Raw genomic sequence first — 12,628 nt, forward strand, 5'->3', positions numbered from 1 at the left:
AGGGGGGCGGCTTTCCGGGGCGGCCTTCCGGGGGCGTCGCTGCCAACGATCACATCGCACGCGTACGCCCCACCATCGGTGCCGACACCCATTTCCGCCGGTGACCGACCCTCATCCCGGCCCCGGCCAGGACAAACCCGCCCAACGGATCGGGCGGGGCCGACCGGGGTGGTGATAGAGAAGAGACGGCTACCGGGCCACGGGACCACCAGGAGAGAGGCGGCACGGAGTGTCCTTGTTCTGGCGGATCTTCCTGCTCAACGCCGTGGTGCTGATCGCGGCCGCCGCGCTGCTGCTCGGACCGGTCACCGTCTCCACCCCGGTCCTGCTCACCGAGGCCGCCGTCCTCACCGGGGGGCTGGGCGTGATGCTGATCGCCAACGGCGTGCTGGTACGCATCGGCCTCACTCCGCTGAAACGGCTCACCCGCGCCATGACCACCGCCGACCTGCTGCGCCCCGGACAGCGGCCCGCCGTGGGCGGGCAAGGCGATGTCGCCGAGCTGATCATGACGTTCAACGCCATGCTCGACCGGCTGGAGGCCGAACGCGCCACCAGCGCCGCCCGCGCCCTGTCCGCCCAGGAAGCCGAACGTCACCGGATCGCCCAGGAACTCCACGACGAGATCGGCCAGAGCCTCACCGCCGTCCTGCTCGAACTCAAGAGCGTCGCGGGTCACGCGCCGCCCGGCATACGCGACGACCTGCGCCAGGTCCAGGAGACCACGCGCACCAGCCTGGACGAGATCCGCCGCATCGCCCGACGGCTACGCCCCGGCGTCCTGGAGGAACTGGGCCTGACCAGCGCCCTGAAGGCGCTCACCAACGAGTTCACCAGCACCACCCTGGTCGTACACCACCGCATCGCCGGCGATCTGCCGCCGCTGGACGACCAGACCGAACTCGTCCTCTACCGCGTCTCCCAGGAAAGCCTGACCAACGCCGCGCGCCACGCCGACGCCCGCCGCGTGGACCTGGCCCTCACCCGCACCCCCGCGGGTGTCGAACTGCGCGTCCGCGACGACGGTCGGGGCCGGGACCTGGACACCAGCGAGGGCGCCGGCATCCGCGGCATGCGCGAACGCGCCCTGCTCATCGGCGCCGAGCTCGCCCTCGGGCCCGCCCCGGGAGGCGGCACCGCCGTGACCCTGACGGTCCCCGCCCCCACCGGAGCCAGCGCCCCTGACCGTCCCCGCCCCCACCGGAGCCAGTGACCATGCCCGAGGCGTCCCCCACCCGCATCCTCCTCGCCGACGACCACGCGCTGGTCCGCCGCGGGGTCCGGCTCATCCTCGAGAGCGAGCCCGACCTCACCGTCGTCGCCGAGGCCGGAGACGGCGCCGAGGCGGTCGAGGCCGCCCGGGCCCACGGGCCGGACCTGGCGATCCTCGATATCGCCATGCCCCGGCTGACCGGGCTCCAGGCCGCCCGTGAACTGGCCCGCAGCCGACCGGAGACGCGCATCCTGATCCTGACCATGTACGACAACGAGCAGTACTTCTTCGAGGCGCTGGCGGCCGGGGCCTCCGGCTACGTCCTGAAGTCCGTCGCCGACCGCGACCTCGTCGAGGCATGCCGTGCCACCATGCGCGGCGAGCCCTTCCTCTATCCCGGTGCCGTCAACGCCCTCATCCGCAACTACCTGGGCCGGCTCAGGGAGGGCGAGGACATCCCCGAACGGCCCATCACCGGCCGCGAGGAGGAGATCCTCAAGCTGGTCGCCGAGGGGCACAGCTCACAGCAGATCGCCGAACTGCTCGTCATCAGCGTCAAGACCGTCGAACGCCACCGCGCCAACCTGCTGCAGAAACTCGGTCTGAAGGACCGGCTGGAGCTGACCCGTTACGCGATCCGCGTCGGCCTGATCGAACCGTAGCCCGGCCGTGCCGAGCGCTCACATGCCGGAGCGCTCACATGCCGGAGCGCTCACGCCCCCGGCGGCGGCGCAGGCCCGCCGCCGTGAGGCGCCGCAGCAGCTCCTTGCTGCCGACCTCCTCCGCCCCCGCCCGCACCGCCCGCGCGTACAGGTCGCTCGGGACGTCGTAATGGTCGCGGTCGAAGCCGCGGCGCGGGGCGCCGATGCGGGTGGCGAAGGCATGGAGTTCGTCGTACGAGACGTCGCTCACCAGGTGGGACCACATGCGGCCGTGGCCCGGCCACGAGGGCGGGTCGATCAGTACGGCCATCAGAGGGTGGCCCCCAGCGAGCCGACGCGGGCCACCGCCACCGCCGTCTTGCCGCAGACCCAGTGCGGGTCGGGACCCAGTTCGGGTTCGACGTCGAGGGCGTGGAGGTCGCCGCCCGTGGTGCAGACCGGGCACAGGGGCCAGCGGCCGTAGCGTTCCAGCAGGGCGTCCTGGACGTCCTGGGCGACCAGACCGGACACGTACGCCACGCCTTCCGGCCACTGCTCGACCCACCAGCGGCGGTGCGCGATGGCGTCCTCGACGAGCGAGACGATGTCGGCCTGGGCGACGTCTCCCGCCGCGAGGTCGGCCAGGACGAGCGCCCGTGCCGCGTGCAGTGCATGTTCGAGCTTCATGGGTCCCATTGTCACCTTTGCTTCGGCGCGCCGCCCTTCCAGCGTCCGTAAGGGCATCTGCGCGCAGTCTTGACGGGCCTCGTGGCCGGAAATAGTTTTCAGATGTGAGTAGCAAGTTGAAGGAAACTTTCACTCCCCTCACCGACCCCGCCGTGCCCGCCCCCGCCGCCCTCGCGGCGAAGGTCCGCACCCTGGGCCCGTCCATGACCCGCTCGATGCAGCGCGTCGCCGAGGCCGTAGCGAGCGACCCGGCGGGCTGCGCCGCGCTCACCGTCACCGGACTCGCCGAGCGTACGGGGACCAGCGAGGCCACCGTTGTCCGCACCTCCCGGTTGCTCGGCTACCCCGGATACCGCGATCTGCGCCTCGCGCTCGCCGCGCTCGCCGCGCAGCAGGCGGCGGGCCGGGCCCCGGCCGTGACGGCGGACATCGCGGTCGACGACCCGATCGGCGACGTGATCGCCAAGCTCGCCCAGGAGGAGCAGCAGTGTCTGGCCGACACCGCCGCGGGACTCGACACCGGCCAGGTCGAGGCCGCGGTCGCCGCGGTCGCCGCCGCCCGCCGGACCGACGTGTACGGCATCGGCGCGTCCAACCTGGTCGCCCAGGACCTGGTCCAGAAGCTGCTGCGGATCGGCCTGATCGCGCACGCGCACGCCGATCCGCACCTGGCCGTCACCAACGCCGTCCAGCTGCACTCCCGCGACGTCGCGCTCGCGATCACCCATTCGGGGCGTACGACGGACGTCATCGAGCCGTTGCGCGTCGCCTTCGAGCGCGGGGCGACCACCATCGCGATCACCGGCCGCCCGGACGGCGAGGTCGCGCAGTACGCGGACCTCGTCCTCACCACCTCCACCGCGCGCGAGAGCGAGCTGCGCCCGGCGGCCATGTCCAGCCGCACCAGCCAGCTGCTGGTGGTGGACTGCCTGTTCATAGGCGTGGCGCAGCGCACGTACGAGAGCGCGGCGCCCGCCCTGTCCGCCTCGTACGAGGCCCTCGCGCACCGGCACGACCCCCGCCCCGGCCACCGCTGAGAAGCCACCGCTGAGAGCGACCGGCGCCCCGGCGCCGTCGCTGCCATCCCCCACCGTCACGCTCACGCAGGAAAGAGCCGTCTCGCCATGACTTCCGCCGCCGATCAGCAGCAAGAGAAACAGCGACAAGAGCAGCACGAGATGCAGCTCCGCGCCCAGCTGGAGACCCTGACCACCGAGGCGTTCCGCCCCGAACTCGCCGAGATCGACCGGCTCGACACCGTCGAGATCGCCCGCATCATGAACGCCGAGGACGCCGGGGTCCCCGCCGCCGTCGCCGCCCAGCTGCCCCGGATCGCCGCCGCCATCGACGGCATCGCCGCGCGCATGGCCGACGGCGGGCGGCTGGTGTACGCGGGCGCGGGCACCGCGGGGCGGCTCGGGGTGCTGGACGCGAGCGAGTGCCCGCCCACCTTCAACGCCCGGCCGGACCGGGTGGTCGGCCTGATCGCGGGCGGGGAGACCGCCGTGGTGTCGTCCGCGGAGGGCGCGGAGGACAGCGCGGAGCTGGCCGCCGAGGACCTGGACCGGATCGGGGTCGGCCCCCGGGACGCGGTCGTGGGCGTCTCGGCCTCGGGCCGCACCCCGTACGCCGTGGGCGCCGTCGAGCACGCCCGCCGCCGGGGGGCGCTCACCGTCGGGCTGTCGTGCAACGCGGACTCGGCGCTCGCCGCGGCCGCCGACCACGGCATCGAGGTCGTCGTCGGACCGGAGCTGCTGACCGGCTCCACCCGGCTCAAGGCGGGTACGGCGCAGAAGCTCGTCCTCAACATGATCTCGACCATCACCATGATCCGGCTGGGCAAGACCTTCGGGAATCTGATGGTCGACGTGCGCGCCTCGAACGAGAAGCTGCGGGCCCGCACCCGCCGTATCGTTTCTCTGGCCACCGGCGCCCCGGACGAGCAGATCGAGAGCGCGCTGACGGCCACCGGCTGGGAGGCCAAGAACGCCATCCTGACGATCCTCGGCGGCGTGGACGCGCCCACCGCCGAGAAGCTGCTCGGCGAGGCGAACGGGCACCTCAGGGCCGCCCTCGAAGCGGCGGACACGTAACGGCACGAACACGGCGGCGGGGCGGCACCCCTGGGAGAAAGGGTGCCGCCCCGCCGTCGTCAGTGGACGGTTCGACCGACCGGCGCGCGGGGCGCCGAGGACGGTCAGAAGTCCATGTCACCGCCCGGCATGCCACCCGGGGCGCCCGCCGGAGCGGCCTTCTCGGGCTTGTCGGCGATGACGGCCTCGGTGGTGAGGAACAGCGCGGCGATCGACGCGGCGTTCTGGAGCGCGGAGCGCGTGACCTTGGCCGGGTCGATGATGCCCTCGGCGATCAGGTCGATGTACTCACCGGTCGCGGCGTTGAGGCCGTGGCCCGGGGTCAGGTTGCGCACCTTCTCCACCACGACGCCGCCCTCGAGACCGGCGTTCACGGCGATCTGCTTGAGCGGGGCCTCCAGGGCCAGGCGCACGGCCTGGGCACCGGTGGCCTCGTCGCCCTCGAGCTCCAGCTTCTCGAAGACCGAGACGGTCTGGAGCAGGGCCACGCCACCACCGGCGACGATGCCCTCCTCGACGGCGGCCTTGGCGTTGCGCACCGCGTCCTCGATGCGGTGCTTGCGCTCCTTCAGCTCGACCTCGGTCGCGGCACCGGCCTTGATGACGGCCACGCCGCCGGCCAGCTTCGCCAGGCGCTCCTGGAGCTTCTCGCGGTCGTAGTCCGAGTCCGAGTTCTCGATCTCGGCGCGGATCTGGTTGACGCGGCCCTGCACCTGGTCGGTGTCGCCGGCGCCGTCCACGATGGTGGTCTCGTCCTTGGTGACGGTGACCTTGCGGGCGCGGCCGAGCAGGTCGAGACCGGCGTTCTCCAGCTTGAGGCCGACCTCCTCGGAGATGACGGTGCCACCGGTGAGGATGGCGATGTCGCCGAGCATGGCCTTGCGGCGGTCACCGAAGCCCGGGGCCTTGACGGCGACGGACTTGAAGGTGCCACGGATCTTGTTGACGACCAGGGTCGCCAGCGCCTCGCCCTCGATGTCCTCGGCGATGATCAGCAGCGGCTTGCCGGACTGCATGACCTTCTCGAGCAGCGGGAGGAGGTCCTTCACGCTGGTGATCTTCGAGTTGACGATCAGGATGTACGGGTCGTCGAGCGACGACTCCATGCGCTCCATGTCCGTCGCGAAGTACGGGGAGATGTAGCCCTTGTCGAAGCGCATGCCCTCGGTGAGCTCGAGCTCGAGCCCGAAGGTCTGCGACTCCTCGACGGTGATGACGCCTTCCTTGCCGACCTTGTCCATGGCCTCGGCGATGAGCTCGCCGATCTGGGTGTCGGCGGCGGAGATGGAGGCGGTGGAGGCGATCTGCTCCTTGGTCTCCACGTCCTTGGCCTGCTCGAGCAGCTGGGCGGAGACGGCCTCGACGGCCTTCTCGATGCCGCGCTTGAGGGCCATCGGGTTGGCGCCCGCGGCAACGTTCCGCAGGCCCTCCTTGACCAGCGCCTGGGCGAGGACGGTCGCGGTCGTCGTGCCGTCACCGGCGACGTCGTCCGTCTTCTTCGCGACCTCCTTGACCAGCTCGGCGCCGATCTTCTCGTACGCGTCCTCGAGTTCGATCTCCTTGGCGATGGACACACCATCGTTGGTGATCGTGGGGGCGCCCCACTTCTTCTCGAGGACGACGTTGCGGCCCTTGGGGCCGAGGGTGACCTTGACGGCGTCGGCGAGCTGGTTCATCCCGCGCTCGAGGCCGCGCCGCGCCTCCTCGTCGAACGCGATGATCTTGGCCATGTGAAGTGGTCCTCCCAAGACGGGGTGGATTGCTCCGGACCGCGCCTGGCGCCCGCGACGGACGGCCTGCCTGCCGTGCGGTTCCTTGCCCCGCGCGGCGTCGGCGAGCCTCACCGACCCGATCCTTCTGTCACTCTCACCTTCAGAGTGCTAACGCAATAATTAGCACTCGCCCCATGAGAGTGCAAGCGCCCGATGGACGTCAAGGGAGCCACAGGGGAGGGATGGGAGAGCCACAGGAGAGCGACGGGAACGAGGGCCGGGGACATGCCGGAGGGCCCGTCCCCCACGGGGTACGGGCCCTCCGGAACTTCAGTCAGCTGCCTCGCGTTCGGCGCGTCAGCCTACGGCCACGCGGACCATGTCCGCCTGCGGGCCCTTCTGGCCCTGCGAGATCTCGAACTCGACCCGCTGGCCTTCCTCGAGGGTGCGGTAACCGTCCATCTGGATCGCACTGTAGTGGACGAACACGTCCGCACCACCGTCGACCGCGATGAAGCCGTACCCCTTCTCCGCGTTGAACCACTTGACGGTGCCCTGAGCCATTCCTAACTCCCCTATTGCTGGCCCTTGCGCAGGACCGCACTCCGCGGACCCGGGTCAGACCTCACCCCCCGAGTCGAGGGGGGTGTGCGCCGGAACGCGTCGACCGCCGCTGAATGTATCCGTCCCAACGCCCTCTGCAACAGGTCAATTGGACGAGAATTCTGGGCACGGCTGATCGGGAATAAGTGGAGAATTCCTGTGAAGTTCGGGCAAACCTGGCGGGGCACAGGGCACTAACCCGACAAATCGCGCACACACTTTGCGCACAAGTTGACGAGTTCTCATATGCGGTTCCGGCGCCGGGGCCGATGAGGTAGCCCGGGGGCCGCTGGGGAAGCGGGGCAACTCTATCGCGATTCCACACACGGAATCGCCCCGTCCGGTTCTTCCGGGACGGGGCGATTTCCAGAGGTGAGCGGGGTGATGGGGCGTCAGCAGCCACCCGCGACCGCGGGGATGATCGACACCCCGGAGCCGTCCGGCGTGGCCGTGCCCAGGCCCTCGGCGAACCGCACGTCGTCGTCGTTGACGTAGACGTTCACGAAGCGGCGCAGCTTGCCGGTGTCGTCCAGGACGCGGGCCGCGATGCCCGTGTGGTTCTTCTCCAGGTCCGCCAGGACCTCGGCGAGGGTCGCGCCCTCGGCACTGACCTCGGCCTGGCCGCCGGTGTAGGTACGCAGGATGGTCGGGATTCGGACGTTGACGCTCATGCGAGGCCAGCCTCTCGGAACGAGTCAAGGGTGGGGCGGATGATGGCGGAGGGGCCCGTGGTGGGGGCCACCGCGTCGAGGGTCTTGAGGCCGTCGCCGGTGTTGAGGACGACGGTCGTCAGGGACGGGTCGAGCAGCCCGTCCTCGATCAGCTTCTTGGTCACGCCGACGGTCACGCCGCCCGCGGTCTCCGCGAAGATCCCCTCGGTGCGGGCGAGCAGCTTGATCGCGTCGACCACCTGCTCGTCGGTGACGTCCTCGACCGCCCCGCCGGTGCGGCGCGCGATGTCGAGGACGTACGGGCCGTCCGCCGGGTTGCCGATGGCCAGCGACTTGGCGATGGTGTTCGGCTTCTGCGGGCGCACCACGTCGTGGCCCGCCTTGAAGGCGGCGGAGACCGGGGAGCAGCCCTCGGCCTGGGCACCGAAGATCTTGTACGGCTTGTCCTCGACCAGACCGAGCTTGATCAGCTCCTTGAGCCCCTTGTCGATCTTGGTGAGCTGGGAGCCGGAGGCGATCGGGATGACGATCTGATCCGGCAGCCGCCAGCCGAGCTGCTCGCAGATCTCGTACGCCAGGGTCTTGGAGCCCTCGCCGTAGTACGGCCGCAGGTTGACGTTGACGAAGCCCCAGCCCTCACCCGCCGGGTCGCCGATCAGCTCGCTGCAGAAGCGGTTGACGTCGTCGTACGTGCCCTCGATGCCGACCAGGTCACCGCCGTAGACGGCGGCCATGACGACCTTGCCCGCCTCCAGGTCGTGCGGGATGAAGACGCACGAGCGGAAGCCGGAACGGGCGGCCGCGGCGCCCACCGCGCCGGCCAGGTTGCCGGTGGAGGAGCAGGACAGGGTGGTGAAGCCGAAGGTGCGGGCCGCCTGGACGGCGATGGCGACGACCCGGTCCTTGAAGGAGTGGGTCGGGTTGCCGGAGTCGTCCTTGACGTGCAGCTCGCCGGTCACGCCCAGCTCACGGGCGAGCCGGTCGGCCTTGACGAGCTGGGTGAAGCCCGGGCTCAGGCTGGGGAGGGTGGCCACGTCGGCGGGGACGGGCAGCAGCGGCGCATAGCGCCAGATGTTGTCCGGACCGGCCTCGATCTGCTTGCGCAGCCCCTCCGGGTCGCCGCTGGGAAGCTCGTACGCCACCTCCAGCGGCCCGAAACACGACCCGCACGCGAAGATCGGGCCGAGGTCGAAGCGCTCACCGCACTCGCGGCAGGACAGGGCGACGGCGGGGCCGAAAGCGGCAGCGGAAGTGGTTGAGCTTTCGACAGATTGCACAGCCATGGAGGCGAGGCCCTTTCTCCTCATCTTCCTCGGGACGCATTTCGCCACGAGACGGAATTGGCACCTTCCCGAGCTGGGAGCCTCGCTACAGGACGCGAGACCAGCTGGAGGGTTGCCGGGGCTTCAACGGGCCGTTCCCTCTGCCCCTCTGGATGAGCGGTATGGCCACCGGGCCGGACCCGGGGCATTTGTCCGCACCGTGGCCCCGACATACGGAGGTCACGTGCGTTGTTCAAGACTGTAACCGACGGCCCTGAGGGTTGAGCCAGCCGTCCGAACCGCGAGATGGATCACAACGATCACGCCGAGCGACATCACCGGCGATCACAGCAGGGAGACAAAACAGGTGCTGGATGAGGTGGAGCGCTGGCTGGAGCGCCGCTCCTGGTCGGCCGACGACCGTCCGCTGGACCGCCTGCTGGCCGCGAAGCGCCACGCGGCGACCAGCGTCAGTGTGGTGCTGCCCGCGCTGAACGAGGAGGCGACCGTCGGCGAGATCGCCGCCGCGATCCGCCGCGAGCTGATGACCGAGGCCATGCCGCTGGTCGACGAGCTGGTGGTGCTGGACTCCGGCTCCACGGACCGCACCGCCGAGGTCGCCGCGGCCGCCGGGGCGACCGTGGTGCACCGCGACGCGCTGCTGCCGCGGCTGCCAGCGCTGCCCGGCAAGGGCGAGGTGCTGTGGCGGTCGCTGCTGGCGACCGACGGCGACATCGTCTGCTTCATCGACGCCGACCTGCGCGAATTCGACGCGCGCTTCGTCTCCGGGATCGTCGGCCCACTGCTCACCGACCCCGGGGTGCAGCTGGTCAAGGGCATGTACGACCGGCCGCTGCGGGAGGCCGAGGGCCAGGGCGGCCGGGTCACCGAGCTGGTCGCCCGGCCGCTGCTCAACCTGCACTGGCCGCAGCTGGCCGGGTTCGTCCAGCCGCTGGGCGGCGAGTACGCGGCCCGGCGCTCGCTGCTGGAGCGGCTGCCGTTCCCCGTCGGGTACGGGGTCGAGCTGGGCCTGCTCGTCGACGCGCTGCACACGGTCGGGCTCGACGCCCTCGCCCAGGTCGACATCGGCGTGCGCAAGCACCGGCACCAGGACGGCAAGGCGCTCGGCCGGATGGCCGCGGCGATCTACCGCACCGCGCAGCTGCGGCTGGCCCGCGGCCATCTGGTGCGGCCGCGGCTGACCCAGTTCGAGCGCGGCGAGAACGGCTTCGAGCCGCGGACGACGGCGGTGGACACGGAGGAGCGGCCGCCGATGATCGAGATCCCCGAATACGCGGAGCGGCGCGCGGCGTAACCCTCGCGGGCAGAACAAACCGTACGTACGTTTGCGCCGGGTGCCCGATGGCTAGGCTCGCGACATGGCCGTTGAGCGCAGCGCACCGATCCTCGTCGCGTCCAACCGCGGCCCGGTCTCGTACGCGCTGGGTGAGGACGGTTCGCTCACCCCCAAGCGCGGGGGCGGCGGGCTGGTCTCCGGGCTGAGCGCGATCGGGCCCGACGCGGGCGCGGTCTGGGTGTGCGCCGCGCTCGGCGACGGCGACCGCGAGGCGGCGCGGCGCGCCCGGGCGGGCCATCTGCCCGCCGACCACACCGGCGGCCAGCAGGTCCGGATGCTGGACATCGCGCCCGACGTCTTCGCCGCCGCGTACAACGGCGTCGCGAACTCGGTGCTGTGGTTCGTCCACCACCTGCTCTACCAGACCCCCGTCGAGCCGGTCTTCGACGCGGAGTTCCGCGCCCAGTGGGCGGCGTACGAGGCGTACAACGCGGCCTTCGCCGACGCGCTCGCCCAGGAGGCGGCCGAGGGCGCGGTCGTGCTGGTGCAGGACTACCACCTGGCGCTGGTCCCCGGGCTGCTCCGGGCGCGCCGCCCCGACCTGCGGATCGGCCACTTCTCGCATACGCCCTGGGCGCCCCCGGACTACTACCGGCTGCTGCCGGACGACGTCGCGGCGGGCGTGCTGCGCGGCATCCTCGGCGGCGACCGCGCCGCCTTCCTCACCGGGCGGTGGGCCGCCGCGTTCGCCGACTGCTGTGCGGCGGTGCTCGGCGCGGAGATCGTCCGGGGCACCGACGGCTCCGCGGCCGGCGTGCGCTTCGAGGGCCGCGAGACCCGGCTCGGGGTGCACGGCCTCGGCGCCGACGCCGACTTCCTGCGGGAGCGGTCGCGCGCGGCCGACGTGGACGAGCGGCTGGCGGCCCTGCGCGAGCAGATCGGCCCCGGCGGCCGGAAGACGATCGTCCGGGTGGATCGCACCGAGCTGTCCAAGAACATCGTGCGCGGGCTGCTGGCCTACCGCCTGCTGCTGGAGACCCGCCCCGAGTGGCGCGAGCGCGTGGTCCACGTGGCCTTCGCCTATCCGTCGCGCCAGGACCTCGCCGTCTACCGCGACTACACCGAGCGGGTGCGGGTGCTCGCCGAGGAGATCAACGCGGAGTACGGAACGGAGGGCTGGCAGCCGGTCGCGCTCCATGTGAAGGACGACTTCGCCCGCTCCCTTGCCGCCTACCGGCTGGCCGACGTGGCCCTCGTCAACCCCATCCGGGACGGGATGAACCTGGTCGCCAAGGAGGTCCCGGTCGTCTCCGAGCGCGGCTGCGTGCTGGTGCTGTCGCGGGAGGCGGGGGCGTACGAGGAGCTGGGCGCCGACGCGGTGACGGTGAACCCGTACGACGTGGAGGCCACCGCCCGAGCCCTCGACGAGGCCCTGCGCACCCCGGACGCCGAACGGGCGGACCGCACGAAGCGCCTGGCAGCGGCGGCAACGGCCCTCCCACCCCGCGACTGGTTCCTGACCCAGCTACGAGCACTACAGCAGGACTAGCCCCCCGCGGCACCCGATATGCGGCTCCGCCGCGCGGCGGGGCTCAGCGCAGCGCCTCCGCCAACGCCTCCAGTAGGGCCACCACCCCGGCCGGGCCGTCGACGACCAGGTCGGCGCGGTCCGCCAGGGCTGTCACCTCCGTGCTGCCGCTGCACACCAGCAGCCCCGGCACCCCCTCCTCCCGCAGCCGCTCCACCGCCGCGAACGCGGCCAGGTCGCCGAGGTCGTCGCCCGCGTAGAGCACCGCGCCCGCGGAGGTCTCGCGGACGTACTCCCGCAGGGCGACGCCCTTGTCCATGCCCGGCGGGCGCAGCTCCAGCACCAGACGGCCCGGTTCGACGATCAGGCCGTGACGCTCGGCCAGCGCGTGCAGCGGGGCGTGGAGTTGGTCGAAGGCGGCCTGGGGGTCCTCGGTGCGGCGGGTGTGGACGGCGACGGCGCGGCCCTTGTCCTCGGTCCAGGTGCCGTGCCAGGCGCCGTTCGCCGCCAGGACGCCCGGCAGTTCGGCGCGGACGGCGGCGATGCCGGGGTGGGGTTCGGGGGCCCGGACGGCGCGGCTGGACGCGTCCCAGCGCTCGGCGCCGTACAGGCCGAGGACGACGAGGCTGGCCGGGGCGCCGCTGTCCGCGAAGCCGCCGTAGCGGACGGCGACGTCGGCCGGGCGGCCGGTGATCACCGCGAGGGAGCGCAGCCGGGGGCCCAGCGCGGCGAGGGCCGCGACCGCGCCGGGGTGGGCGCGGGCCTGGTCGGGGTCGGGGACGATGTCGGCGAGGGTGCCGTCGAAGTCGACGCCGACGACGGCCCGTTCGGGCCGCTCCAGGAGGGCGGCGAGGCCCTCGCGTCCGGCGGCGGTGGCGGGTACGGGGAGGGGGTGGCTGCCCATGCGGCCGACCCTACCCG

The 12,628-nt window shown here is 71.9% G+C and carries 13 protein-coding genes and 1 riboswitch; of the genes, 6 read left to right on the forward strand and 7 right to left on the reverse strand.

The window, feature by feature from the left end:
* The first annotated feature begins 229 nt into the window (after window positions 1–229).
* Window positions 230–1,213, forward strand: a complete 984-nt coding sequence (locus ACH4TL_RS25330) for a histidine kinase (RefSeq protein WP_398319090.1) — start codon at window positions 230–232, stop codon at window positions 1,211–1,213.
* Window positions 1,214–1,215: 2 nt separating this feature from the next.
* Window positions 1,216–1,875 carry a response regulator gene (locus ACH4TL_RS25335; protein ID WP_398319087.1) on the forward strand — a complete coding sequence of 220 codons (660 nt, stop codon included), beginning with the start codon at window positions 1,216–1,218 and terminating at the stop codon, window positions 1,873–1,875.
* Window positions 1,876–1,909: 34 nt separating this feature from the next.
* Here the strand turns inward: ACH4TL_RS25335 and ACH4TL_RS25340 are convergent, their stop codons facing one another.
* Window positions 1,910–2,185, reverse strand: a complete 276-nt coding sequence (locus tag ACH4TL_RS25340) for a DUF4031 domain-containing protein (protein ID WP_398319084.1) — start codon at window positions 2,183–2,185, stop codon at window positions 1,910–1,912.
* Window positions 2,185–2,541, reverse strand: coding sequence for a hypothetical protein (locus ACH4TL_RS25345; protein ID WP_398319081.1), 357 nt, complete (start codon window positions 2,539–2,541; stop codon window positions 2,185–2,187). Before ACH4TL_RS25345 ends, ACH4TL_RS25340 begins: the two co-directional genes overlap by 1 nt.
* Window positions 2,542–2,645: 104 nt before the next feature.
* On the opposite strand from ACH4TL_RS25345, the gene ACH4TL_RS25350 reads away from it, so the two are divergent.
* Together ACH4TL_RS25350 and murQ are read left to right on the forward strand one after the other, a co-directional pair.
* Window positions 2,646–3,578, forward strand: a complete 933-nt coding sequence (locus tag ACH4TL_RS25350; RefSeq protein ID WP_398319078.1) for a MurR/RpiR family transcriptional regulator — start codon at window positions 2,646–2,648, stop codon at window positions 3,576–3,578.
* An 87-nt stretch (window positions 3,579–3,665) separates the two neighbouring features.
* Entirely contained in the window at window positions 3,666–4,634 is a 969-nt protein-coding gene (gene murQ / locus ACH4TL_RS25355; RefSeq protein WP_398319075.1) for an N-acetylmuramic acid 6-phosphate etherase, read from the forward strand.
* A 104-nt stretch (window positions 4,635–4,738) separates the two neighbouring features.
* On the opposite strand, the gene groL is transcribed toward murQ, so the two are convergent.
* The 4 genes from groL to thrC all read right to left on the reverse strand — a co-directional run bounded on the left by groL (window position 4,739) and on the right by thrC (window position 8,903).
* The gene (groL, locus tag ACH4TL_RS25360) at window positions 4,739–6,364 is read right to left on the reverse strand and encodes a chaperonin GroEL (protein ID WP_398319072.1); all 1,626 of its coding nucleotides are present in this window, start codon (window positions 6,362–6,364) and stop codon (window positions 4,739–4,741) included.
* Between the two features lie 339 nt (window positions 6,365–6,703).
* The gene (locus tag ACH4TL_RS25365; RefSeq protein ID WP_009716982.1) at window positions 6,704–6,910 is read right to left on the reverse strand and encodes a cold-shock protein; all 207 of its coding nucleotides are present in this window, start codon (window positions 6,908–6,910) and stop codon (window positions 6,704–6,706) included.
* Between the two features lie 431 nt (window positions 6,911–7,341).
* The gene (locus ACH4TL_RS25370; RefSeq protein ID WP_398319069.1) at window positions 7,342–7,620 is read right to left on the reverse strand and encodes a MoaD/ThiS family protein; all 279 of its coding nucleotides are present in this window, start codon (window positions 7,618–7,620) and stop codon (window positions 7,342–7,344) included.
* A complete protein-coding gene (gene thrC, locus ACH4TL_RS25375) occupies window positions 7,617–8,903 on the reverse strand; it encodes a threonine synthase (protein WP_398319066.1) in 1,287 nt (428 codons plus the stop codon). Before thrC ends, ACH4TL_RS25370 begins: the two co-directional genes overlap by 4 nt.
* A 17-nt stretch (window positions 8,904–8,920) precedes the next feature.
* A riboswitch (SAM riboswitch) is annotated at window positions 8,921–9,062 on the reverse strand.
* 187 nt (window positions 9,063–9,249) lie between these two features.
* On the opposite strand from thrC, the gene ACH4TL_RS25380 reads away from it, so the two are divergent.
* Together ACH4TL_RS25380 and ACH4TL_RS25385 are read left to right on the forward strand one after the other, a co-directional pair.
* On the forward strand, window positions 9,250–10,197 hold the full coding sequence (locus ACH4TL_RS25380) for a glucosyl-3-phosphoglycerate synthase (RefSeq protein ID WP_398319063.1): 948 nt from the start codon (window positions 9,250–9,252) through the stop codon (window positions 10,195–10,197).
* A gap of 64 nt (window positions 10,198–10,261) precedes the next feature.
* On the forward strand, window positions 10,262–11,728 hold the full coding sequence (locus tag ACH4TL_RS25385) for a trehalose-6-phosphate synthase (RefSeq protein WP_398319060.1): 1,467 nt from the start codon (window positions 10,262–10,264) through the stop codon (window positions 11,726–11,728).
* A gap of 43 nt (window positions 11,729–11,771) precedes the next feature.
* On the opposite strand, the gene otsB is transcribed toward ACH4TL_RS25385, so the two are convergent.
* A complete protein-coding gene (gene otsB, locus ACH4TL_RS25390; protein ID WP_398319057.1) occupies window positions 11,772–12,611 on the reverse strand; it encodes a trehalose-phosphatase in 840 nt (279 codons plus the stop codon).
* Between the last annotated feature and the right edge of the window lie 17 nt (window positions 12,612–12,628).

The sequence above is a fragment of the Streptomyces sp. NPDC021115 genome (assembly GCF_044333065.1).
Lineage (GTDB): Bacteria > Actinomycetota > Actinomycetes > Streptomycetales > Streptomycetaceae > Streptomyces.

Excerpts from the sequence above, each read along its gene's own strand:
- ACH4TL_RS25345 (WP_398319081.1), bottom strand. The coding sequence starts at position 2,541 with ATGAAGCTCGAACATGCACTGCACGCGGCACGGGCGCTCGTCCTGGCC.
- otsB (WP_398319057.1), bottom strand. The coding sequence starts at position 12,611 with ATGGGCAGCCACCCCCTCCCCGTACCCGCCACCGCCGCCGGACGCGAG.
- ACH4TL_RS25370 (WP_398319069.1), bottom strand. The coding sequence starts at position 7,620 with ATGAGCGTCAACGTCCGAATCCCGACCATCCTGCGTACCTACACCGGC.
- groL (WP_398319072.1), bottom strand. The coding sequence starts at position 6,364 with ATGGCCAAGATCATCGCGTTCGACGAGGAGGCGCGGCGCGGCCTCGAG.
- thrC (WP_398319066.1), bottom strand. The coding sequence starts at position 8,903 with ATGGCTGTGCAATCTGTCGAAAGCTCAACCACTTCCGCTGCCGCTTTC.
- ACH4TL_RS25340 (WP_398319084.1), bottom strand. The coding sequence starts at position 2,185 with ATGGCCGTACTGATCGACCCGCCCTCGTGGCCGGGCCACGGCCGCATG.
- ACH4TL_RS25385 (WP_398319060.1), top strand. The coding sequence starts at position 10,262 with ATGGCCGTTGAGCGCAGCGCACCGATCCTCGTCGCGTCCAACCGCGGC.
- ACH4TL_RS25335 (WP_398319087.1), top strand. The coding sequence starts at position 1,216 with ATGCCCGAGGCGTCCCCCACCCGCATCCTCCTCGCCGACGACCACGCG.
- murQ (WP_398319075.1), top strand. The coding sequence starts at position 3,666 with ATGACTTCCGCCGCCGATCAGCAGCAAGAGAAACAGCGACAAGAGCAG.
- ACH4TL_RS25365 (WP_009716982.1), bottom strand. The coding sequence starts at position 6,910 with ATGGCTCAGGGCACCGTCAAGTGGTTCAACGCGGAGAAGGGGTACGGC.